Raw genomic sequence first — 22,581 nt, 5'->3', positions numbered from 1 at the left:
CCTTAACATTCAGCGACTAGCTTCTAGCTGCGAGCAACTAGTCATCATAAAGAAAAGCACCGACTTTCACCGGTGCCTTTGTTTTTCTCGTAGCTGGAAGCTCGTCGCTAGCAGCTGCTTTATTCAATCTTGCCGTGACACTGCTTGTACTTCTTGCCGGAACCACAAGGGCACGGCTCATTACGCCCGACTTTACGGCCCTCCCGGACCACCGTCTTGGGCTGCTCGCCCTGTTGACGGGGCTGGGCATCGCCATCGGTGCCCGGTTCGGCCACCGCCTGCATTTTCATTTTTTCCGCCTGCAGACGCGCCTCTTCCTCGCGCTGCTGCTCCAGACGCTCCACTTCGTCATCGCGACGCACCTGGAAGCTGTGCAGCACACGAATCAATTCATGCTGGATCTGGTTAAGCAGGCCCTGGAACAACTCGAAAGCTTCTTTCTTGTATTCCTGCTTGGGGTTTTTCTGGGCGTAGCCGCGCAGGTGGATGCCCTGGCGCAAGTGATCCATGCTCGCCAGGTGCTCTTTCCAGTGGCGATCCAGAATTTGCAACATCAGGTGCTTCTCGATCTTGCGCAAATCCTCGGTACCGATCTCGCCTTCCTTACGCTGGTAATCCTCGTCCATGCGCTCGACCAGCTTTTCGATCAGGCCCTCGATATGCAGCTGATTGTCTTCGTTGAGCCACTGGCCAATCGGTGCATGGCACTGGAATTCCGCATCCAGGGTTTTCTCCAGGCCCGGGATATCCCACTGATCTTCCACAGAGCCCGGCGCCATATAATCGTGAACCACTTCGGTCACCACATCGCGGCGAATCCCTTTCACAGAATTCACCAGATCTTCGGCTTCCAGAATCTGATCACGCTGGCCGTAGATGACCTGACGCTGGTCGTTGGCCACGTCATCGTATTCCAACAGATTCTTGCGGATATCAAAGTTGCGCCCTTCCACCTTGCGCTGAGCATTTTCAATGGCGCGAGTTACCCAGCGATGTTCGATCGCTTCGCCGTTTTCCAGGCCCAGAGAGCGCATCAGGTTGCGAATCTTGTCTGATGCGAAGATACGCATCAGGTCATCTTCCATGGACAGGAAGAAGCGGGTGTAACCCGGATCCCCCTGACGCCCCGCACGGCCTCGCAGCTGATTATCGATACGGCGGGACTCATGACGCTCGGTACCAATAATGTGCAAACCGCCGGCTTCCATGACGGTATCGTGGTTCGCCTGCCACTCGGCACGAATTTTCTCCGCTTCTGCCTCGGACGGGGTATCCATATGCTTGATCTGCTCTTCGGGATTACCGCCGAGCACAATATCCGTCCCCCGACCCGCCATATTGGTGGCAATGGTGACCGCTCTCGGCCGGCCGGCCTGGGCAATAATCTGGGCTTCGCGCTGATGGAACTTGGCGTTCAGTACCTCGTGGGCGATCTTGTCCTGCTTCAAACGCTTGGACAGATACTCCGACGCTTCAATGGTGGCAGTACCCACCAGCACCGGCGCACCTTTAGCCACCGCCTCGGTCACTTCCTTGACGATAGCGTCGAATTTTTCTTGCAGGCTCAGGTACACCAAATCATTGGCGTCAATCCGCACCATGGGTTTGTTGGTGGGGACCACCACCACATCCATGCCATAAATCTGGCGGAATTCCAGCGCCTCGGTGTCCGCGGTACCGGTCATGCCGGACAGCTTGTTATACAGGCGGAAATAGTTCTGGAAGGTGGTGGACGCCAGGGTCTGGTTTTCCTGCTGGATATTCAGCCCTTCTTTGGCCTCGATGGCCTGATGAATACCTTCGGACCAGCGACGCCCCGGCATGGTACGGCCGGTGTGTTCATCCACGATCACGATCTGGTCGTTCTGAACGATGTAATCCCGGTCGATGTGGAACAGGGCATGGGCTTTCAGCGCCGCATGCACATGATGCAGCAGCGCCAGGTTATGGGCCGCGTACAGGCTTTCGCCCTGTTCCAGCAACTGGTTGCTGACCAGTAGCGCTTCAATCTTCTGGTGACCCGCCTCGGTCAGCTCTACCTGCCGTTGTTTTTCATCAACGAAGTAATCGCCTTCGCTCTCTTCTGTCTCTTTCTCCAGTTGCGGCATCAACTGATTCACCGCCTGGTACAGCTCGGAGGAATCTGCCGCCGGGCCGGAAATAATCAGTGGCGTTCTCGCCTCATCAATCAGGATGGAATCCACCTCATCGACGATGGCGTAATTCAACCCACGCTGCACCCGGTCTTCCAGGCGGAAGGCCATGTTGTCGCGCAGGTAATCGAAGCCGTATTCGTTGTTGGTTCCGTAGGTAATATCCGACGCGTACGCGGCGCGCTTCTGCTCGGTGGGCTGCTGGGACAGAATGATGCCCACGGATAACCCGAGGAATTCGTACAGGGGACGCATCCAATTGGCGTCACGCTCGGCCAGGTAATCATTTACCGTAACCACATGCACGCCTTCACCGGAGAGCGCATTCAGGTAGGCCGGCAGGGTCGCCGTCAGGGTTTTACCTTCACCGGTACGCATCTCGGAAATACGCCCTTCATGCAGGGATATCCCGCCCATCATCTGCACGTCGAAATGGCGCATCCCCATCACCCGTGTAGACGCTTCGCGGACTACCGCAAACGCTTCGGGTAGCAACTCATCCAGGGTCTTGCCGTCTTTGAAAGCCTGCCGGAAGGCGACTGTCTTGTGCTGCAGATCGCCATCGGTAAGCTGCCCCATCGCCTCTGCGTGGTTATTAATGGCATCGACCAGCTTTGCCATTCGCTTGATTTCACGATCATTCTTGGTGCCGATGATTTTTTTTACGATGGTACCCAGCATAAAACTTCCGGTTCAGTAAAAGTCAGGACAAACAGCCCGGTGGCGGCAAGGTGATTCCCCCGCAAGGTGAGCCATTCTAAACACAATAGGATTGAGAGATAAGGTGGTATTCGCCGTAATCAAGGCCCGATAACGAAAAACGGCCCCATTGGGCCGTTTTCGATTTTCAGTTTTAGCGGCGAGCGCGGTAAATATAGGGCTGTGGGTTCACCTGAGCGCCGTTTTTCAGCACTTCGTAGTGCACATGCGGCCCAGTGGAACGGCCGGAATTGCCCACCTTGGCCACCGTATCACCGGTGCGAACAATGTCCCCCGGCTCCACCAGCAGCTCCATCGCGTGCCCGTAGCGGGTGGACAGGCCGTTACCGTGGTTGATCTCCACCATTTTGCCGTAACCGGAACGCTCACCGGAATAGGTCACAACGCCAGCACCGGTGGCCACGATGGGCGTGCCTTCCTTACCCGCGAAATCCACCCCTTTATGCCAGGCCACCCGGCCGGAAAAGGGATCGGAACGCCGGCCAAAACGGCTGGACATCCAGCCTTTGGTCAGCGGGCGGCCAGACAGATAAGTCTGGTCTTCCAACTGTTTATCCGCCAGCAGGTCTTCCAGGATATCCAGCTGACGCTCACGGCGTTCCAGGGTGGCCGTCATTTGATCCAGCGCCCCCATAAAGGAAGGCAACTCATAACTGGCCCCCTCATCCGGCGATTCCGGTCCACCGACACCGGGCACACTACTGAAATCGAATTCGTCACCGCCGATATCAGCCACTTCCACCAGTCTCTCACCCAGTGCATCCAGGCGAACCAGCCGAGCCTGAGCCTGGGCCAGCTTGAGCGTCAGGGCACGAAACTGCTCCTGGCTTTGCTGATCCAGCTCGGAAAGAGCTTGTTGCTGCTGCTCCAGCTGCCCCGCAAAACGCTCCGTCATTACCGGAGTAAATTCAGGCTGACCGCCCACTCGATAGGCCAGAAGATAGGCGCTAACGCCAATAATCGCGGGAAACACCACCAACGCCGCAGCCAATAACCAGGGCCAATGGCGAGGAACGGGCAGTGTGCGCGAATGGCCGCGCTTGCTGTTAAGGACTATGATGTTCATAAGATTTCGTAACGCACCAGCTAAAAATCATTCAATTCAATATGTTACGCTGTTTTTTATAAATTCTTTTACAATCTGCAGGCTAGTCTAAGTAAAACTCATGAGCAAGACAACGTCGCCCAAAGCCCTGCTCGCCCTGCTAAGCGGTCATCCCGCTCTATCAGCTCTGGCGAAAGAAGCCAGGAAGAGCCCCGCCCAGGAGCAAAGTGACCCTATGCATTGCCTGCCTCCGGCGTTGCGTGAGCGTGTCACCCTGGTAGAAGACCAGCATCGCTGGCTGGCCATCGCGGAAACCAGTGCCACCGCGCAACTACTACGTTTTCATCTGCCGAAATTGCAACAGGCCATGCCCGGGCAACAAATCAAGATCGTGGTAGGCGGCAAACGCCAACCCATGTCGAGCAATAACCATGCCAGCAAGCCGGCGGGGCCGCATTTGGCCCGAGAAAGCGCTCGACACATCGAAGCTGTGGCCGAAGCCATAGAGGATGACGCGCTAAAAGCGTCATTGCAGCGGCTGGCAAGCCGCGGTGAGCCCGATTGAGGAACACTAACCGTCCATCTCTCCGCCCTTGAAACGAAAAACCACCTGACTGCGGGAGACAGCCAGGTGGCCAACAGGGCTTCGACGTACAGCCGAATCGCTTCGGCCAGAGTCAGCCACCTTCCGGATCATACTGACCCGAAGCGGCCAACCTCTTTCTTTACTACTTTGCCGCCACTTATTCTGCTGCCAGAACAGGGCGCATATAGGACACAGGCGCATTGGTGGCATCTTCGAACGTCACCACCTCGTAGGAGTCCTCCTGACGGAGAATTTCCCGCAACAGCGCATTGTTGAGTGCATGGCCGGATTTGTGGCCGATGAACTCGCCAATCAGACTGTGACCCAGCAGATACAGGTCGCCAATGGCGTCCAACATCTTGTGTTTGACGAACTCGTCGTCATAACGCAGGCCATCTTCGTTGAGGATACGATACTCGTCCACCACGATGGCGTTATCCACGCTGCCACCCAGGGCCAGGTTCTGGCTGCGCAGGAACTCGATATCGCGCATAAAGCCAAAGGTCCGGGCACGGGCCACTTCTTTCACAAACGAGGTCGTGGAGAAATCGATACTGGCCAGCTGGTTACGATCTTCAAACACCGGGTGATCGAACTCGATGGAAAAAGTCACCTTGAAGCCGTCAAAAGGCACGAACGTCGCCGTTTTGTCGCCTTCACGCACCGTCACTTCTTTCTTGATGCGGATGAACTTCTTGGCGGCTTCCTGCTCTTTGATACCGGCAGATTGCAACAGGAAGACGAACGGACCGGCACTGCCATCCATGATCGGCATTTCCGGGGCGGACAACTCCACAAAGGCGTTATCGATGCCCAGGCCTGCCATGGCGGACAGGAAGTGCTCTACCGTACCCACTTTCACGCCATCCTGAACCAGCGTGGAAGAGAGGGTGGTTTCGCCCACCGCGTCCGCGGCAGCCTTGATCTCCACCACCGGGTCCAGGTCCACACGCCGGAACACGATACCGGTATTTACCGGTGCCGGGCGCACGGTCATGTAGACCTTTTCGCCGGTGTGAAGCCCTACGCCAGTGGCGCGGATCACGTTTTTTAGCGTTCGTTGTCTGATCATCAGTCTGTCACACAGCTGCGGGTACCCTTGAGGATACCGCTTTCCTCAACACAAAATTAGGGCGCGATTATACTGGAACACCCCGATTTTGCACCAATCTCGCCAGACCGTTAGTCGGCCTGGCGGCGCAGGAAGGTCGGAATATCAATGAAATCCAGATCTTCTGCGGTGCTCACTGCCTGCTGGCCACGGCCACCGGCAGCCTGCTGGGCGGCGCGTTTACGCTCCACAGCCGGGCGATCCAGGTCGCTGTAGTCCACCCGACCGTCTGCCGCGACAGGGGTCTGACGGCCACGTACCACTTTTAGTTCCTGCTGAGCGGCACCCAAGCCGGTCGCTACCACGGTAACGCTGATGCTCTCGCCCATATCCGGGTCGATAGCGGTACCGATGATCACGTTGGCATCGTCACTGGCCAGCTCGCTGACGATATCACCCACTTCAGAGAACTCATCCAGAGCGATGGACTCGTTGGCAGTGATATTGATCAGGATACCCCGCGCGCCGCGCAGATCCACATCTTCCAGCAGCGGGCTGGAGATAGCCGCCTGCGCCGCTTCTGCCGCCCGGCCTTCGCCGCTGGCAGTACCGGTACCCATCATGGCAGTACCCATTTCGCTCATCACGGTGCGCACGTCAGCGAAATCCACGTTGATCATGCCGGGTCGAACGATCAGGTCCGCAATCCCTTTCACTGCGCCCTGCAGCACTTCGTTGGCCGCCTTGAAGGCGTCCAGCAGGCTGGTGGAGCCACCGAGAACCGCTTGCAGCTTCTCGTTGGGGATGGTGATCAGGGAGTGAACGTGCTCTTTCAGCTCTTCGATCCCCTGCTGGGCAGAGCGCATGCGCTTTTTGCCTTCGAAGGGGAACGGCTTGGTGACCACAGCCACGGTCAGGATGCCCAGTTCCTTGGCAATTTCAGCCACAACCGGGGCCGCACCGGTACCCGTGCCACCGCCCATGCCGGCGGTCACGAAGACCATATCTGCACCATCCAGCAGCTCGGCGATGCGATCACGATCTTCCTGAGCGGACTGACGGCCGATTTCCGGGTTTGCGCCGGCGCCCAGCCCTTTAGTCACCTGGCTACCCAGCTGAATCACGGTCTTGGATGAGGCATTACGCAGGGCCTGGGCGTCAGTGTTGGCGCAGATGAAATCCACCCCTTCCACACCGGAACGCACCATGTGATCCACGGCGTTACCGCCGCCACCACCGACACCTACCACTTTGATTACCGCACCATGCGGTACGCTGTCTTCCAGTTTGAATTGCATGGTTGATCTCCCGTTGTTGCTTCCCTGTTTACTACTCATTACGTCGAAGTGTTCCGGTCATCTTGCCGCGGCCCGGAACCACCGCTTGCGCTCAGTAAACGCTGGATGCCTGATGCTTGAGGCCTGACGCTTTGGCGGCTTTGCCGCCTGTTTTGCGTCCGGCTTCGGGCGTCGGGCATCCGGCGTCCATTAAAAATTGCCTTTGAACCAGCTCTTGATGCGCTCCAGCCAGTCCAGCTCACCCCCGCCGGCCTGGGCCTTGGCGCTGGTGCCTTCCTTCTCCATGCGCTGGCCGTACAAGAGCAAGCCCACGGAGGTGGAATAAATCGGGTTCTTCACCACGTCGATCAGCCCGGAAATTCCCTGCGGCGCGCCCAGGCGCACCGGCATATGGAAGATTTCCTCGGCCAGATCCACAGCCCCTTCGATCTTCGAGGAACCACCGGTGAGCACGATGCCACCGGGAATCAGGTCTTCGAATCCGGAGCGGCGAATTTCTGCCTGCACCAGGGTGAACAGCTCGTCGTAGCGCGGCTCCACCACCTCGGCCAGGTTCTGGCGGCTGAGGGTGCGCGGCGGACGGTCGCCCACGCTGGGCACCTTGATGGTCTCGTCAGCGCCGGCCAGCTGCGTCAACGCGCAGGCGTACTTGATCTTGATTTCATCCGCATGCTGCTTGGGCGTGCGCAGGGCCATGGCGATATCGTTGGTCACCTGATCCCCGGCGATGGGAATGTTGGCCGTGTGACGAATCGCGCCTTCGGTGAAGATGGCGATATCCGTGGTGCCACCGCCGATATCGACGATGCAGACGCCCAGTTCACGCTCGTCTTCGGTGAGCACGGCGTGAGCACTCGCTAACTGCTCAAGGATGACGTCATCGACCTCCAGGTTGCAGCGCCGCACGCATTTCTCGATGTTCTGCACCGCATTCACCGCACAGGTCACCAGATGCACCTTGGCTTCCAGGCGCACACCGCTCATGCCGATGGGCTCGCGCACCCCTTCCTGGTTGTCCACCACATATTCCTGCGGCAGTACGTGCAGGGTTTTCTGGTCTGCCGGAATCGCCACCGCCTGCGCCGCGTCGATCACCCGGTCGATATCCGCCTGTGCCACTTCCCGGTCGCGAATAGCGACAATGCCGTGGGAGTTGAGGCTGCGCACATGGGAGCCGGCGATGCCGGCGTACACCGTGTGGATATGGCAGCCCGCCATCAGCTCGGCTTCTTCCACAGCGCGCTGAATGGAGCGCACGGTGGCTTCGATATCCACCACCACGCCCTTTTTCATGCCCCGTGACGGTTGCGAGCCCAGCCCGACGATTTCCAAGGTGCCATCGGCTGCTGTCTGGCCGACGATGGCAACCACCTTGGAGGTGCCAATATCGAGTCCGACAATCATGTTTTCTGTTGCTGTCGCCATGTCACCCTTTCTCCTAACTCTGCTGCTCGCGCCAGGTCACTGCCATGCCGTCCGCATAACGCAGATCAACACGAGCTACCTGGCGGCTATCCGTGCTCAGCACGCCACGATAAAGCCGCACAAAACGGCGTAATTTGGTGGTGTAATGCTCACGGTCTACCACCAGTTCCATGTCGTTATTCAGCGTCAGGCGCGCGGTCAGGCGCGCGTTGACGTCCATGCTGCGAATGCTCAGGTCCACATCCGCCAGCGTTTTGCCCATGCTGTGGTAGAAGCCCATGACTTCCTCCAGCCGTTGCTCCGGGCCGCTCAGGTGGGGCAGATCCGTCAGGTCATACTGCTTGAGCGCCTTGAACGGCTGCCCGCTGTCCGACACCAGCACTGCCTCGTTCCACACGGCCACCGGGCGACGCTCTTCCACTGTCAGCACCACGGTATCGGGCCACTGACGACGGACGGAGACCTCCTCCACCCAACTCAATCCCTGTGACTGCTGGTAAATATCTTCCAGCGGCACAGAGAAATAATTCTCTTCGCGCACCAACGCCGCCAAGGCGGTCTCGATCTGTTGCTGACGGCGCACATCGGTGACACCGTCCACGCCCACCTTGCGGATCGGGTAGCCATCCAGTGCTGACGGCAGGTAGATCACCGCCAGCAGGATGACCAGCGCCACCGAGCTCACCAGCATCCACGGCACCGCCGCTGCAATGCGCTCGCGCAGCGGTACGCCGGCCTTTTTCACCGGCTTGCGGCGGGCGCCACGGGGCGCGGGGGCGTTTCTAGCCACGACCCCGTTCCAGTGCATCCAGCAGGATTTCACCCACCAGCACGTCAAAATCGCGGCCGGTGGCCTTTGCCGCCATGGGCACCAGCGAGTGATCAGTCATGCCAGGCACCGTGTTCACTTCCAGCAGCTGCCACTGGCCCTGCGCATCGCGCATCACATCGACCCGGCCCCAGCCACGGCACCCGGCAACCCGGAATGCTGTCAGCGCCAGCTGCCGCAGCGCCTGCTCGTCGGCACCATCCAGCCCCGCCGGGCACAGGTATTCGGTGCTGTCGGACTGATACTTGGCTGCAAAGTCATAGAACGCATGGGGCGTTTGCAGGCGGATGGCCGGCAAGGCTTCATCGCCCAGCACCGCCACGGTGTATTCCGGCCCGTTGACCCAGGCTTCCACCAGCACGTCCTGATCAAATTTTTCTGCGGCAACCAGCGCCTCGGCCAGCTCTTCAGCGTTATCCGCCTTGGCCATACCGATGGAGGAGCCTTCGTGGGCCGGTTTCACGATGACCGGGAAGCCCAGGTCTACCTCATCGCGGCCGGACACATAAAACGCCGGGGTCGGCAAACCCGCCCCTTTCCACAGTTGCTTGGTGCGCACCTTGTCCATGCCAATGGCCGATGCCATCACTCCGGACCCGGTGTAGGGAATCTCCAGATGTTCCAGTACACCCTGGATCACGCCGTCTTCGCCGCCGCGACCGTGCAGGGCAATAAAGGCGGCATCAAAGCCTTTCAGGGTGTCCACGCTCTTGTCCGCCGGATCCACCAATTCTGCGATCAAGCCCAGATTGCGCAGGCCCTGATGCACCGCCGCACCGCTCTTCAGCGACACCGGGCGCTCTGCGGATTTGCCGCCGGCCAGCACCGCCACGCGGCCCACCCGGCTCAATCGCTGTTTCAATGCACGCTTATCCATGGCTGCCTCCCTGAGCGGCCAACTGCTTGGCAATGGTGCCGACGTTACCGGCGCCCTGCGTGACGAGCAGATCGCCGTCCTGAAGCTGGCTGGCCAGCAAGGCCGGCAGCTTGTCCGGGTCATCCACAAACACCGGTTCCAGACCACGCTTGCGCAAGCTGCGGCACAGTGCCCGGGCATCGGCACCGGGAATCGGGTCTTCGCCGGCGGCATACACTTCCAGCATAAGCAACACATCCACCCCGGAGAGCACTTCCACAAAGTCCTCGTACAGGTCCTGGGTACGGGTATAACGGTGCGGCTGAAACAACATGGCCAGGCGACGGTTTGGCCAGCCATCGCGAATGGCAGCAATGGTGGCGGCCACTTCACGGGGATGGTGACCGTAGTCGTCCACCAGGGTCGCGCTGCCGCCCTCGAAGTGGTATTCGCCCTGCACATCAAAGCGACGCCCCACCCCGGTAAAATTATTCAGGCCACGGATAATGGCGTCATCATCAGCCCCTTCGTCCGCCGACACGGCGATGGCCGCCAGCGCATTCAGGACGTTATGGCGGCCCGGCATGTTCAGGGACACCTCCAGTGGCTCGCCTTCGGCGCGCACTACCCGGAAATGGGTAACCATGCCGTCCTGGCGTACGTTCTCGGCACGCAGGTCTGCATCCTCGCTGAAGCCATAGCGAATCACTTGACGGTTGACCCTGGGCAGCAACTTGCGCACCACCGGATCATCCACACACATCACTGCCACGCCGTAGAACGGCAGGTTGTGGAGGAACTCGATAAAAGTGTTCTCCAGCTGGGCGAAATCGCCGCCGTAGGTGTGCATGTGGTCCGCATCGATATTGGTGACGATGGCGCTCATGGGCTGCAGGTGCAGGAAACTGGCATCGGACTCATCAGCCTCTGCCACCAGATAACGGCTCTGCCCCAGACGGGCATTGGTGCCAGCGCTATTCAGCCGCCCGCCAATAACAAACGTCGGATCCAGTCCGGCCTCGGCCATAATTGCTGCGGTCAGTGACGTGGTGGTGGTCTTGCCATGGGTGCCGGCCACGGCAATGCCATGACGGAAGCGCATCAGCTCCGCCAGCATCTGGGCGCGTGGCACCACCGGAATACGACGCTCATGGGCCGCCGCCACTTCCAGGTTTTCGGTATTCACCGCCGTGGAGGTCACCACTACATCCGCGCCGTCGATATTCTCGGCACGGTGGCCGATGTCCACCCGCACACCAAGACTGCGCAGGCGCTCTACCACCGGTGATTCCTTGATGTCGCTGCCGCTGATGGCATAGCCCTGATTGGCCAGCACTTCGGCAATGCCGCACATGCCCACACCGCCGATCCCCACAAAGTGGATCCCGCGAATGCGGCGCATCTCCGGCACCGTATGAATCATGTCGTTATCGGCCATTGGCCACCTCCTCACACAGCGTGGCGGCGCGCTCAGCACTATCCGCCATCGCCTGCTCACGGGCCCGCTCGGCGATTTGCGCCAGCAGGCCACGCTCAGCAACCGGTTTCAGGGTGCCGGCAAGGCTTGCCGCACCCAGGTCCCGCTGGGGCAACAGCAACGCGGCTCCGCGCTCTGACAACCAACGGGCATTCAATGTCTGGTGGTCATCCACTGCGCTGGGCAGGGGAACAAACATGGCGGCCACGCCCGCCGCCGCCACTTCCGCCACGGTCAGCGCGCCGGCCCGACAAATCACCAGATCCGCCCAGCCGTAGGCTTCTGCCATGTCATCAATAAACTCGCTGACCTGAGCCTGCAGACCCAGCGCCTGGTAAATCGGCGCCGCTTCCGCAGTACGTCCGGCGCCGCACTGGTGGCGCACCTGTATGTCGCGCCCCAGTACCGCCAACAGCAGCTCGGGCAAATCCTGGTTCAGTACCAGCGCGCCCTGGCTACCACCCAGCACCAGCACCCGCAAGCCGCCCTGATGTTGGGCATAGCGGCGAGCAGGCTCATCCAGAGCGGTAATTTCCGGACGCACCGGGTTGCCCACCCAGCAGGCCTGCGGATTGCCAAAGGCACCCTGAAAGCCTTCCAGGGTCACCGTGGCCAGACGGGACAACAGGCGATTGGTCAGCCCGGGAACCGCATTCTGCTCATGGACCACCACCGGCACCTTGCACAGCTTGGCCGCCAGTCCGCCTGGGCCACTGGCAAAGCCGCCAAAGCCCACCGCCAGCACCGGCTGACGGGCACGAATCAACTGGCGCGCCTGTAATACAGCCCGCAGCAAATTGAAGGGGGCCGTCAGCTTGCGCTTGATGCCACCACCGCGCAGACGGGACACGGACAGCTCAGCAATCTCGTAGCCATACTGGCGCACCAGCTTGCCTTCCATGCCGTTTTCCGCGCCCAGCCAGAGGATTTCGAAGCCCCGCGCACGCAGTTGGTCGGCCACGGCCAAGGCCGGGAACACATGCCCGCCGGTACCACCCGCCATAATCAGGACGGTGCGACTCATCGTGCTGCCCTCCCCCTGGCTTTCAGGTGATCGGCTTCCGCCCCGGCGCGAAGAATAAGCCCTACCATTGCGGCTGAGATCAGCAGCGAAGAGCCCCCGTAACTGATAAACGGCAGCGTCAGGCCCTTGGTGGGCAACAGGCCCATATTCACGCCCAGGTTGATAAACGCCTGAGAGCAAAAGACGAAGGCACAGCCATAAACCACATAGGCGTGGTACAGCAGCCCGCGCTCTTCCAGACGATGCCCCACACGAAACACCCGCCAGCCCAGCAGAATAAAGCCGCTGATCAGCGCCACATTGCCCAACAAGCCCAGCTCTTCAGACATCACCGCGTAAACAAAATCCGTATGCGCTTCCGGCAGATAAAACAGTTTCTGCACGCTGTTACCCAGCCCCACGCCCAACCAGTGGCCGCGCCCGAAGGCAATCAGGCTCTGGGTCAGCTGATAACCAGAACCGAACTGGTCTGCCCAGGGATCGGTAAAAGTCATCAGGCGCGCCACCCTGTAGGGTTCGGCAAAGGCCACCAGCCCGCCCAAAGCCACCGCTATCAGGCCAATCAGCAGGAAGCGCAGGGTCGGCACGCCGGACAGGAACAACATGCCCATGGCGGTAATGCCCAGCACCACCACCGCGCCGAAATCCGGTTCCAGCAGCAGCAGCAGCATCAGCACACCCAGCAAGCCCAGTGGTAACAGAAAGGCTTTCCATTCGGTTTCCAGCGCGGCTTTGCGTTGCGCCACGTAGCCGGCCAGATACAGCACAAAGCACAGCTTGACGATTTCCGAGGCCTGAATGGTCAGGCCGGGCAACGCAATCCAGCGGGTAGAGCCATTCACGGTGCGGCCCAGCCCGGGAATAAAGACCATCACCAATACCACCAGGGCCACGGGCAACATCACAAAGCGCAGGCGTTCCAGCAGCGCCAACGGCACCGCGTAGTACACAAAGGTGCCGACACCCAGCCCCAGCGCCAGATAAATGCCGTGGCGTATGGCGTAATAGAAGGGGTCGCCCAGGCGTGTTTCCGCAATCTGCAAGCTGGCGGAGGACACCATCACCAGACCCGCCAGCGCCAACAAGACAGCAATCCACAACAACGGCTGGTCGATACCCGTGCGGTCCACTTTCAGGATCATGCGCTCACTCATGGCACACCTCCCGGGCACGGGCGGAGAAATCATCGCCGCGGGCAGCAAAGCCGCTGAACATGTCGAAAGAGGCACAGGCCGGCGACAGCAACACCGCGTCACCCGGCTGTGCCAGCGCATGGGCACGGGCAACGGCAGCGGCCATATCAGCTACCAGTTCGCAGGGGGCAGCGGACATGCCCTGAGCCACGGTATTGCGGTCTTCGCCCATCAACAGGGCGGCACGCAAATATTGCCGCGCCGGCTCGGCCAGCGGGGAAAAGTCCTGCCCTTTGCCCTGACCGCCCGCCACCAAAATGACTTTGCCCTCAATGCTTTCACCGATGCCGGTGAGCGCAGCTAGCGTGGCGCCCACATTGGTCGCCTTGGAATCGTTGAACCAGCGCACGCCACCGGCTTCCGCAACCAACTGACAACGGTGTGGCAGACCGGTGAAGGCTTTTACGGTGGCCAGGGCCTTGTCCCGGTTCAGGGACAGCGCATCACTGATCGCCAGTACCGAGAGAATATTCATGGCATTGTGGTGGCCGGTCAGCGCCAGCTCGGACAGCGACAACAGCCGCTCACCCCGACACAGCAGCTGACCGTTTTCGCTATCCAGCCGGTAATCCGCTTCCGGATGGGCACCAAAACTGATCTGGCGCGCCACGGTGGCCGGCGGACGGGTAGCCAGGTCATCACGGTTCCAGACTGCCACCTGGCAACCGTCATACACGCGCTGCTTGGCCGCCAGGTAATCGGCGAAACTGGCGTAACGGTCCAGATGGTCCTGGGACACGTTGAGAACCGTGGCCACTTCTGCACTCAGGCTGTAAGTGGTTTCCAGCTGGAAGCTGGACAATTCCAGCACATACAAGCGGGCCTGATCGTCCAGCAATTCCAGCGCCGCCACACCCAGGTTGCCGCCGATGCCCGGGTTCATCCCGCAAGCATCCGCCACCTGCCCCAGCAACGTGGTCACTGTGCTCTTGGCATTGGAGCCGGTAATCGCCACCAGCGGCTCGCTGGCCGCACGGGCGAACAGCTCAATGTCGCCAATCACTTCCTTGCCATCCACGACCTGCTCGGCGATGGCCGGGGTCGATACCGCCACACCCGGGCTCACGATCAGGCGACGGGCCTTGCCCATCCAGCCTTTTTTGAAGCTACCGGTGTGAACTTTCAGGTCCGGAAATTCTGCGCACAGGGCATCCAGCCCGGCCGGCTCAGCACGGGTGTCAATGGCGCGCACGGGCATCCCCTGATCCGTCAGATAACGGATCACGGAGCGGCCTGTTACACCCAGACCAATGACCAGATCAAACCCGTCTTTCGCCATAAATTGACTCAATCCCCTATCGGATTTTCAGGGTCGCCAGACCCACCAGTACGAGAATCACGGTGATAATCCAGAACCGCACAATGATCTTCGGCTCCGGCCACCCCTTCAGTTCAAAATGGTGATGAATGGGGGCCATGCGGAAAATCCGCCGACCGGTGAGCTTGTACGAACCCACCTGCAACATCACCGATACCGTTTCCATCACGAACACACCGCCCATGATGAAAAGCACAATTTCCTGGCGCACGATGACTGCCATCACACCCAGCACCGCCCCCAGGGACAGCGCGCCAACATCGCCCATAAACACCTGGGCGGGATACGCGTTGAACCACAGAAAACCCAGGCCCGCACCACACAGGGCAGCAGAGATAATCACCAGCTCACCGGCACCGGCCACGTAGGGAATCTGCAAGTAAGTCGCAAATTCCGTATGCCCTCCGGCGTAGGCGAAGATGCCCAGGGCGCCACCCACCAGCACGGTGGGCATGATGGCCAGGCCATCCAGACCGTCAGTCAGGTTCACCGCGTTGCTGGTGCCGTTAATCACAAAATAGGTGAGCACGATGTAGAACCAGCCCATGTTGATGGCTACGCTTTTGAAGAAGGGCACGATCAACTGGGTTTCCACCGGGCTTTGCGCGGTGAAGAACAAGGCACAGCCGGCACCAAGCGCCCCCACTGACAACCACAAATATTTCCAGCGGGCGGGCAAGCCGCGCGGGTTCTTTTCCACCACCTTGCGCCAGTCATCCACCCAGCCCACGGCGCCGAAAATGAACAGCACCCCCAGGGTGATCCAGACGAAGCGGTTTTCCAGGTCGCCCCACAGCAGGGTAGAGATAACAATGGCCACCAGAATCAGCGCGCCGCCCATGGTGGGGGTGCCCGCCTTGCTCAGATGACTTTTCGGACCATCGTCGCGAATGGCCTGGCCCACCTGCTTTTCCTGCAGTTTTCGGATCATGATCGGGCCGACCCAGAACGCGATGAACAACGCCGTCAGCACACTCAAGATGCCGCGCAGGGTGATGTATTGCACCACCAGAAAACCGCTGTGGTATTGCGCCAGATATTCCGCCAGCCAAAGCAGCATCAGCGTGCCCCCTCTGTGTGTGTGCGTTCCTGTGTAAGCCGCTGCACCACCGCTTCCATACCGGCGCTACGGGATCCTTTCACCAACACCGTGCCGCCTTGCGCCAGCACCGGGGCACTCCAATCCGCCGCCTGTTGATAGTCCTCGGCAATTTTTGCCGCTTCGCCATAGCCCCGTGCAGCTGCGGCCGCACCGGTCATGACAACCAAACCGGAAAGCCCGGCCTGACGAGCGTATTCACCCAGTTCCTCTACCAGCGAATCAGCCTGCGGGCCCAACTCGCCCATGGCGCCCAGCACCAGCATTTGTGGTGCCGGTTGCGCGGCCAGCCAATCAATGGCGGCGCGCACTGAACCCGGGTTGGCGTTGTAGGTGTCATCCACCACGGCGCCGGCACCGGCGGCCTGGATATGCATTCGTCCGGGGACCGGTTTCAGTGCTGCCAGACGCGGCAACACCTGAGGTAAATTTACGCCCAAGGCACGCACCGCCGCGCAGGCCATCAGAACATTGCTCACCTGATGTGCACCGGGCAGCGGTACCGTCACCGCTTCGCCCAGCGGCTGAAGCACAAACTCCGCGCGATCACGGTGCAAAACAATGTTCTCGGCATACAGATCGGCACCGGTGCGCGTGCTTTCATCCATACTTACCCGCACCACGGTCAACCCGGCGGCACGGGCTTTTTCGGCGAAGAAATCCGCAAAACTGTCATCGTTGTTGATGATCGCCTGACCACCCGGCGTGCAGCCGGCAAAGATTTCCGCCTTGGCATCGGCAATACCCTGCATGGAACCGAAGCCTTCCAGGTGCGCGCCGGTCACGTTAGTAACCAGCACCACCTGCGGGCGCGTCAGCGAACTGGTCCAGGCGATTTCGCCCGGCGCATTGGCGCCCAGTTCGATTACCGCGAAACGATGCTCTGCGCGCAGGCGCAACAGGGTCAGCGGCACCCCCACGTCATTATTGAAGTTGCCTGCCGTGGCCAAAGTGCCGTCACCCAGCATGGCCGCGGCCATTTCCTTCACCGTGGTCTTGCCGGCATTGCCGGTGACCGCCAGGCGGGGCAAATCGAACTGGGCGGCATAACCGCCGGCAAGTCGCCCCAGACCTTCACGGCTGTCGGCTACGCGCACAGCGCTTTCGAAACTGTCCTGTTCGCGGTCCACCAGTGCCGCAATGGCGCCACCGCTTTTGGCCGAGGCCAGAAAATCATGGGCATCAAACCGGTCACCACGTAACGCCGCAAACAGGCAACCCGGCTCGATGGCGCGGGTATCGGTGGCCACCGCATTCACTTTCAGGTCGTCACCCTGCAAGGCGCCGCCGGTCCATTCAGCGATTTGTGACAGCCACATCATTGCGCACCTCCCCGGGCGATCAACGCCTTGCGGGCCAGGTCGCGGTCATCACTGGGGTAACGCACGCCATCCACTTCCTGATAATCCTCGTGGCCCTTGCCGGCGAGCAGAATCACATCGCCGTCACTGGCCGCATGCACGGTATCCATCACCGCCTGGGCACGCTCAACAATGGCCTGCACCGAGGCTGAATTGGTAAGGCCGGCTCGCATGTCATCAATAATCTGTTGCGGGTCTTCGCTGCGCGGGTTGTCGCTGGTGAGCACCACACGATCCGCGCCACGCTCGGCCACAGCGGCCATTTGCGGGCGTTTGCCGGTATCCCGGTCTCCGCCACACCCCACAATGCAGAACAGCCGACCGTGGAAATGGGCGCGGCATGCCTGCAAGGCTTTTTCCAGCCCGTCCGGAGTATGGGCGTAATCAACGATCACGGTGGGACAGCCCGTCTGCTGCACCGGTTCCATACGACCGGGCACCGGTGTCACCGCCGCCAGTGCACCGCCCAGTGAAGCAGTGTTGACGCCCTGACCATGCAGAATGCCGGCAACGGCCATCACATTGCTGAGATTGAAACGACCGAACAGTGGCAACGTCACCGCGAGGGGCTCACCGCCGACCGTCAGCTCTGCCTCCATTCCATCAGCAGTAAAGACGACCGAAGCACAACGGACCGTGGCACCCTGCTGATCGCCGAAGGTCACGCAACGCACACCGTCGGCCAGGCATCCGATCAACGAATAAGCCGCCGGATCATCGCAATTGATCACCGCCAGCTTCACTCCATCGCGGGTGAACAGCACGGATTTGGCCGCCAGATAGGCTTCCATGTCCCCGTGGTAGTCCAGATGATCCCGACTCAGATTGCTGAACACCGCCACGGGTACTGGCGTTGACCCCAGCCTATGCTGATCCAGCGCATGGGAAGACACTTCCATGGCCACACAATCCGCGCCCGCATCACGCACCCGGGCCAGACCGGCCTGCAGGGTAATCGGATCCGGTGTGGTATGACCGGTAGTCTGCTCATCGCCTTTCAAGCCCAGCCCCAGGGTGCCAACCAGGGCGCAACGGTGCCCCAGTGCATTAAGGGCATCGCGCAGGAACCAGGTGATGCTGGTCTTGCCGTTGGTGCCCGTCACGCCCACCACATTCATGGCCGCACCGGGCTCGCCATACCAGCGCGCCGCCAGCGTACCCACGCGACGCCCCAGCCCCGGCAGCGCCACACAGGGCACCGCCTGATCCTGTTGAATCGCAAAGGTTTCTGCGTCCGCCAGCACTGCCACCGCACCGGCGGCGATCGCCTGGCTGACAAACTGGCGGCCATCGCTGGCCACGCCCGGCACGGCCAAAAAGACATCACCGGGCACGACCTTGCGGCTATCGAGCTGTAGCCCGGAAAGCACAACACCCTCCGCAGAAGCTGGCAGGGTGACATCGGGTAGCAATTGCTGGAGGGTCATCATGAGCGATCCTCCGCATCCGGGCCGCCGGCCAGCAGCCCGTCGGGCTTGTCCGGTGGCACATGCAGCGAACGCAACACGCCACTCATGATGTTGGAAAACGCCGGCGCCGCGACCAGCCCCCCGTAGTAGGCTTTTCCGCCTGGATCATCGATTACCACCACGGTGACAATGCGCGGATCCGTTGCCGGGGCCAGCCCGGCAAACAAACCAATATAGTTGTCATCGGCATAACCGCCGGCCATCACCTTGTGCACCGTGCCGGTCTTGCCGGCCACCTGATAGCCCGGCACCTGCGCACGGCGCGCGGTACCCACACGGCTGACCACGGTTTCCAGCATCTGCACCAACTGCCGAGCCGTCGCCTTGCCAATCACCTGCTCGCCCTGCGGCACGCCATCCACCTTTTTCAGGGTCAACGGCACTTTGACACCATCGTTGGCGATCACCGCGTAGGCCTGGGCCAGCTGCACCGCAGACACGCTCAAGCCGTAACCATAGGACAGCGCCGCGCGCTCCACATCGCGCCACTTGCTGCGCAGCGGCAACAGGCCGTTACTCTCACCGGGAAAGGCAATGTGGGTGGATTGGCCAAAACCAAAACGCTCCAGATAGCCCGGCAAGGCCAGCGGCTCCATAGCCAGTGCCAGCTTGCTGGTGCCCACGTTGGAGCTCTTGGTCAGCACCGTGGTGATGTCGATGACACCATAATCCCGGTGATCACGAATCGTTTTGCTGCCCACCCGCAAGGTACCCGGGTGGGTATTGATGGTGGTGGACGGTGTCACCATGCCCATCTCCAGGGCCGCCGCCACGGTAAACGGCTTCATGGTGGAACCCGGCTCGAACAGGTCCGTGACCGCCCGATTGCGCAGCGCGCCGGTATCCAGGTTGCCGCGATTGTTGGGGTTATAGGCCGGCTGATTGACCATGGCCAGCACTTCCCCGGTGCGCACATCCAACACCACTGCGCTGCCACCCTTGGCCTTGAATTTCTGCACCGCGCCGAGCAACTCCCGGTAGGCCAGGTATTGCAGCCGCAGATCGATGCTCAGGGTGACATCTTCACCGGGCTCTGCCGGCTCCAGCACTTCGATATCCTGAATCACCCGACCCAGCAGATCGCGCACCACTTTCTTGCGACCGGAATGACCGGACAGATGATCTTCCATGGACAGCTCAATGCCTTCCTGGCCCTGATCATCAATATTGGTAAAGCCCACCACATGGCTGGCCACTTCGCCGGCCGGGTAATAGCGGCGGTATTCCGTCAGCGAATAGACGCCGGGCACATTCAGATTCAACACCGCCTTGGCCGCTTCCGGTGCCAGGCCACGCTCCAGATAGATAAACTCGCGGGATTCATGTCGGCGCACTTTCCGGGCAAACGCTTTCTGGTCGATCACCGGGTTGCCGGCCAGGCGCCCCCATTGGTCCTGGTGCTCCATGGCTTCGCGGGGATTTACCCACAAGGTCACCACCGGCGTGCTCACCGCCAGCGGCTTGCCGGCGCGATCACGAATCACCCCACGATGCGCTGCCAGCGGCTCCACACGCAGGTTGCGGATATCGCCCTGATGGGCCAGAAAATCGTGCTGAATCACTTGCAGATCCACGGCCCGAACCAGCAACAGACAGGCACACACCGCCCAGAAGCCCAGCACAAAGCGCCAGCGCATCAGGTGATTCGGTTGCCGTGTCTTGCGGGCCTGTTTCTTCATGGCCGGATCAGCACTCTCTCATCGGTCTTGGGTAATTTCATGCCCAGCTTTTCCCGGGCCAGGCTTTCCACCCGGGCGTAACTGCCCCAGGTGCTGTGCTCCAGCAACAACTGACTCCACTGGCTCTCCAGTCGGGTCTGACGCTGCTGCAAGCGCTGACTTTCATCCGTGAAACGACGCGCCTGATGCACGCTGTAGCTCACTGCCAGCGCAGACATCACCACCAGCACCACCAGGGCACGGATCATCCACGGGGCCGCCATCAGGCCACCTTCTCCGCGACGCGCAACACTGCACTGCGCGAACGCACATTCACTTTCAGCTCCGCCTTGCCTGCACGCATGGCCTTGCCCACCGGCTCCAGCCGCTGGGGCATTTCATCACCCAACGGCAAACCACCACGCCCTTTCGGCGCGCGGCCGGAGTGATCGCGAATAAACAGTTTCACGATCCGGTCTTCCAAAGAATGGAAGCTGATAATGGCGAGACGCCCGCCGATGGCGAGCGTCTCGAGGGACTGTTCGAGCACTTGATTCAGCGCATCCAGTTCCCCGTTTATATGTATTCGCAGCGCCTGAAAACTGCGCGTGGCCGGATGCTTACCCTGCTCGTTACGCCCCAGCACCGACTCAATCAAATCGGCCAGCTGCAGGGTGCGGGTAATCGGCTGCTCTTTGCGGGTTTCACAAATACGCTTGGCAATCCAGCGCGACTTGCGCTCTTCACCATAGCGATACAGCACATTGGCAATGTCTTTTTCCGCCGCATGGGACAACCACTCCGCCACGCTTTCGCCCTGGGTCGGATCCATGCGCATGTCCAACGGGCCATCGCGCAAAAAGCTGAAACCGCGGGAAGCATCGTCCAGTTGCGGTGAGGACACACCCAGATCCAGCAACAGGCCGTCGATCGGCCGGCCCGCCTGTTCCACCACTTGCGGCAGGCAATCAAAACGGCTGGCCATCATGTGAAAGCGGCTATCACTGGCTGCCAGCTCCTGCCCGGCGGCAATGGCTTGCGGATCACGATCAATGCCGGTCAGGCGGCCGTTGTCGTCCAGGCGCGCGAGCAAGGCACGGCTGTGGCCACCACGACCAAAAGTGCCGTCCACATAAAAGCCTTCGCTCTGGCTGAACCACATATCCAGCACCTCTTCCAGCATGACCGGCTGGTGTGCGTACTGCGTGTTTTCGGTCGTCATCAGAACGACAGCTCCTGCACACTTTCCGGCAAGGCCGCCGGATCCAGGGTGCCATCCACGTCGGACCAGCTTTCCTCTTTCCAGATCTCGAATCGGTGCATCTGCCCGATCAACATGGCGCGTTTTTCCAGGCTTATTGCCGCCCGCAACTCCGGCGGCACAAGCAGACGGCCATTACTGTCCATCTCGATTTCGGCAGCCTGACCCAGGAAGCGCCTCTTCAGCTGACGCACCTGCGGGTTGGAATCACGCTGCTCGGACAGCTTCTTGGCGGTGTCCATAAATTCGGCACGCGGGTAGAGCGCCAGACAGTCATCGAACGGGTGCAGCGTGAGCACAAGCTGGCCGCCGCACGTGTCGATCAACGACGCACGGTACCGGGTCGGCATGGTTAGCCGCCCTTTGGCATCCAGATTGAGTGCTGCGCTCCCAGTAAACACTGGCCGTCCTCTTGCTCTTGGTTATGCGGTTCCTTCCCGGGGCTTTTGCCCCACTTCGTGACACCGGCCACTAAGAAATTCCCACTTTTTCCCACTTTTCACCACATTGAGACACTCTAGGGCCACTGCAAAGCCCAAGTCAAGCGTGACGGCACCGGGAAACGTAAAAGAATTTCCAGATAAATCAGCCTGTTAGCGGCCCATTTGGGCAAAAGAAAGGGTGCAGAGAAACGATAGACGGAAGGAGTTCCGTGACGAATCAGAGCGCTGGGACGCGCAGATGAGAAAGCACTTTAAGTGTTAGACAGATTAGTTATTACTAACTTTATTTATATACCACTATTAGCAGAACGCATT

The 22,581-nt window shown here is 60.4% G+C and carries 19 protein-coding genes; 1 reads left to right on the top strand and 18 read right to left on the bottom strand.

The window, feature by feature from the left end:
• Positions 1–119: 119 nt before the first annotated feature.
• The gene (gene secA, locus A3730_RS08105; protein WP_063537883.1) at positions 120–2,834 is read right to left on the bottom strand and encodes a preprotein translocase subunit SecA; all 2,715 of its coding nucleotides are present in this window, start codon (positions 2,832–2,834) and stop codon (positions 120–122) included.
• A 172-nt stretch (positions 2,835–3,006) separates the two neighbouring features.
• Positions 3,007–3,939 (bottom strand): M23 family metallopeptidase, encoded by a 933-nt coding sequence (locus tag A3730_RS08100; protein WP_063519867.1) that lies wholly within the window; start codon positions 3,937–3,939, stop codon positions 3,007–3,009.
• A gap of 100 nt (positions 3,940–4,039) precedes the next feature.
• Here A3730_RS08100 and A3730_RS08095 point away from each other — a divergent pair, with 100 nt between their 5' ends.
• Entirely contained in the window at positions 4,040–4,483 is a 444-nt protein-coding gene (locus tag A3730_RS08095) for a hypothetical protein (protein ID WP_063519866.1), read from the top strand.
• A gap of 178 nt (positions 4,484–4,661) precedes the next feature.
• Here A3730_RS08095 and lpxC read toward each other — a convergent pair whose 3' ends face one another.
• The 16 genes from lpxC to mraZ all read right to left on the bottom strand — a co-directional run bounded on the left by lpxC (position 4,662) and on the right by mraZ (position 22,224).
• Entirely contained in the window at positions 4,662–5,576 is a 915-nt protein-coding gene (gene lpxC / locus A3730_RS08090) for a UDP-3-O-acyl-N-acetylglucosamine deacetylase (RefSeq protein ID WP_063519865.1), read from the bottom strand.
• Between the two features lie 110 nt (positions 5,577–5,686).
• The gene (ftsZ, locus tag A3730_RS08085) at positions 5,687–6,853 is read right to left on the bottom strand and encodes a cell division protein FtsZ (protein WP_063537881.1); all 1,167 of its coding nucleotides are present in this window, start codon (positions 6,851–6,853) and stop codon (positions 5,687–5,689) included.
• 189 nt (positions 6,854–7,042) lie between these two features.
• Positions 7,043–8,278: a cell division protein FtsA gene (gene ftsA / locus A3730_RS08080; RefSeq protein WP_007151175.1), complete on the bottom strand. Its 1,236-nt coding sequence runs from the start codon at positions 8,276–8,278 to the stop codon at positions 7,043–7,045.
• Positions 8,279–8,291: 13 nt separating this feature from the next.
• Positions 8,292–9,068 (bottom strand): cell division protein FtsQ/DivIB, encoded by a 777-nt coding sequence (locus tag A3730_RS08075; RefSeq protein WP_063521397.1) that lies wholly within the window; start codon positions 9,066–9,068, stop codon positions 8,292–8,294.
• Positions 9,061–9,984: a D-alanine--D-alanine ligase gene (locus A3730_RS08070; protein WP_063521396.1), complete on the bottom strand. Its 924-nt coding sequence runs from the start codon at positions 9,982–9,984 to the stop codon at positions 9,061–9,063. The genes A3730_RS08075 and A3730_RS08070 overlap by 8 nt, the downstream gene beginning before the upstream one ends.
• Positions 9,977–11,401 carry a UDP-N-acetylmuramate--L-alanine ligase gene (gene murC / locus A3730_RS08065; RefSeq protein ID WP_063521395.1) on the bottom strand — a complete coding sequence of 475 codons (1,425 nt, stop codon included), beginning with the start codon at positions 11,399–11,401 and terminating at the stop codon, positions 9,977–9,979. The genes A3730_RS08070 and murC overlap by 8 nt, the downstream gene beginning before the upstream one ends.
• A complete protein-coding gene (gene murG / locus A3730_RS08060) occupies positions 11,391–12,464 on the bottom strand; it encodes an undecaprenyldiphospho-muramoylpentapeptide beta-N-acetylglucosaminyltransferase (RefSeq protein ID WP_063537879.1) in 1,074 nt (357 codons plus the stop codon). Before murG ends, murC begins: the two co-directional genes overlap by 11 nt.
• The gene (ftsW, locus tag A3730_RS08055; RefSeq protein WP_063537877.1) at positions 12,461–13,618 is read right to left on the bottom strand and encodes a putative lipid II flippase FtsW; all 1,158 of its coding nucleotides are present in this window, start codon (positions 13,616–13,618) and stop codon (positions 12,461–12,463) included. The genes murG and ftsW overlap by 4 nt, the downstream gene beginning before the upstream one ends.
• A complete protein-coding gene (gene murD / locus A3730_RS08050; RefSeq protein WP_063537875.1) occupies positions 13,611–14,936 on the bottom strand; it encodes a UDP-N-acetylmuramoyl-L-alanine--D-glutamate ligase in 1,326 nt (441 codons plus the stop codon). Before murD ends, ftsW begins: the two co-directional genes overlap by 8 nt.
• A gap of 16 nt (positions 14,937–14,952) precedes the next feature.
• Positions 14,953–16,035 (bottom strand): phospho-N-acetylmuramoyl-pentapeptide-transferase, encoded by a 1,083-nt coding sequence (gene mraY / locus A3730_RS08045; protein ID WP_007150321.1) that lies wholly within the window; start codon positions 16,033–16,035, stop codon positions 14,953–14,955.
• A complete protein-coding gene (murF, locus tag A3730_RS08040) occupies positions 16,035–17,396 on the bottom strand; it encodes a UDP-N-acetylmuramoyl-tripeptide--D-alanyl-D-alanine ligase (RefSeq protein ID WP_063520523.1) in 1,362 nt (453 codons plus the stop codon). The genes mraY and murF overlap by 1 nt, the downstream gene beginning before the upstream one ends.
• Positions 17,393–18,865 carry a UDP-N-acetylmuramoyl-L-alanyl-D-glutamate--2,6-diaminopimelate ligase gene (locus A3730_RS08035; RefSeq protein WP_063520524.1) on the bottom strand — a complete coding sequence of 491 codons (1,473 nt, stop codon included), beginning with the start codon at positions 18,863–18,865 and terminating at the stop codon, positions 17,393–17,395. The genes murF and A3730_RS08035 overlap by 4 nt, the downstream gene beginning before the upstream one ends.
• Positions 18,862–20,583 carry a penicillin-binding protein 2 gene (locus A3730_RS08030; RefSeq protein WP_063520525.1) on the bottom strand — a complete coding sequence of 574 codons (1,722 nt, stop codon included), beginning with the start codon at positions 20,581–20,583 and terminating at the stop codon, positions 18,862–18,864. Before A3730_RS08030 ends, A3730_RS08035 begins: the two co-directional genes overlap by 4 nt.
• The gene (ftsL, locus tag A3730_RS08025) at positions 20,580–20,846 is read right to left on the bottom strand and encodes a cell division protein FtsL (protein WP_063520526.1); all 267 of its coding nucleotides are present in this window, start codon (positions 20,844–20,846) and stop codon (positions 20,580–20,582) included. The genes A3730_RS08030 and ftsL overlap by 4 nt, the downstream gene beginning before the upstream one ends.
• Positions 20,846–21,784: a 16S rRNA (cytosine(1402)-N(4))-methyltransferase RsmH gene (rsmH, locus tag A3730_RS08020; protein ID WP_063520527.1), complete on the bottom strand. Its 939-nt coding sequence runs from the start codon at positions 21,782–21,784 to the stop codon at positions 20,846–20,848. The genes ftsL and rsmH overlap by 1 nt, the downstream gene beginning before the upstream one ends.
• The gene (mraZ, locus tag A3730_RS08015) at positions 21,784–22,224 is read right to left on the bottom strand and encodes a division/cell wall cluster transcriptional repressor MraZ (protein WP_039926899.1); all 441 of its coding nucleotides are present in this window, start codon (positions 22,222–22,224) and stop codon (positions 21,784–21,786) included. Before mraZ ends, rsmH begins: the two co-directional genes overlap by 1 nt.
• Between the last annotated feature and the right edge of the window lie 357 nt (positions 22,225–22,581).

Source organism: Alcanivorax sp. HI0044 (assembly GCF_001634945.1).
This window is presented reverse-complemented; position numbering and strand designations above follow the sequence as displayed.

What these genes read in the sequence shown, in the direction of transcription:
- mraY (WP_007150321.1), bottom strand. Translation starts at nt 16,035, where the DNA reads ATGCTGCTTTGGCTGGCGGAATATCTGGCGCAATACCACAGCGGTTTT.
- A3730_RS08035 (WP_063520524.1), bottom strand. Translation starts at nt 18,865, where the DNA reads ATGATGACCCTCCAGCAATTGCTACCCGATGTCACCCTGCCAGCTTCT.
- murG (WP_063537879.1), bottom strand. Translation starts at nt 12,464, where the DNA reads ATGAGTCGCACCGTCCTGATTATGGCGGGTGGTACCGGCGGGCATGTG.
- murD (WP_063537875.1), bottom strand. Translation starts at nt 14,936, where the DNA reads ATGGCGAAAGACGGGTTTGATCTGGTCATTGGTCTGGGTGTAACAGGC.
- ftsW (WP_063537877.1), bottom strand. Translation starts at nt 13,618, where the DNA reads ATGAGTGAGCGCATGATCCTGAAAGTGGACCGCACGGGTATCGACCAG.
- rsmH (WP_063520527.1), bottom strand. Translation starts at nt 21,784, where the DNA reads ATGACGACCGAAAACACGCAGTACGCACACCAGCCGGTCATGCTGGAA.
- murF (WP_063520523.1), bottom strand. Translation starts at nt 17,396, where the DNA reads ATGATGTGGCTGTCACAAATCGCTGAATGGACCGGCGGCGCCTTGCAG.
- ftsA (WP_007151175.1), bottom strand. Translation starts at nt 8,278, where the DNA reads ATGGCGACAGCAACAGAAAACATGATTGTCGGACTCGATATTGGCACC.
- ftsZ (WP_063537881.1), bottom strand. Translation starts at nt 6,853, where the DNA reads ATGCAATTCAAACTGGAAGACAGCGTACCGCATGGTGCGGTAATCAAA.
- ftsL (WP_063520526.1), bottom strand. Translation starts at nt 20,846, where the DNA reads ATGGCGGCCCCGTGGATGATCCGTGCCCTGGTGGTGCTGGTGGTGATG.
- murC (WP_063521395.1), bottom strand. Translation starts at nt 11,401, where the DNA reads ATGGCCGATAACGACATGATTCATACGGTGCCGGAGATGCGCCGCATT.
- secA (WP_063537883.1), bottom strand. Translation starts at nt 2,834, where the DNA reads ATGCTGGGTACCATCGTAAAAAAAATCATCGGCACCAAGAATGATCGT.
- A3730_RS08100 (WP_063519867.1), bottom strand. Translation starts at nt 3,939, where the DNA reads ATGAACATCATAGTCCTTAACAGCAAGCGCGGCCATTCGCGCACACTG.
- A3730_RS08095 (WP_063519866.1), top strand. Translation starts at nt 4,040, where the DNA reads ATGAGCAAGACAACGTCGCCCAAAGCCCTGCTCGCCCTGCTAAGCGGT.
- A3730_RS08070 (WP_063521396.1), bottom strand. Translation starts at nt 9,984, where the DNA reads ATGGATAAGCGTGCATTGAAACAGCGATTGAGCCGGGTGGGCCGCGTG.
- lpxC (WP_063519865.1), bottom strand. Translation starts at nt 5,576, where the DNA reads ATGATCAGACAACGAACGCTAAAAAACGTGATCCGCGCCACTGGCGTA.
- A3730_RS08030 (WP_063520525.1), bottom strand. Translation starts at nt 20,583, where the DNA reads ATGAAGAAACAGGCCCGCAAGACACGGCAACCGAATCACCTGATGCGC.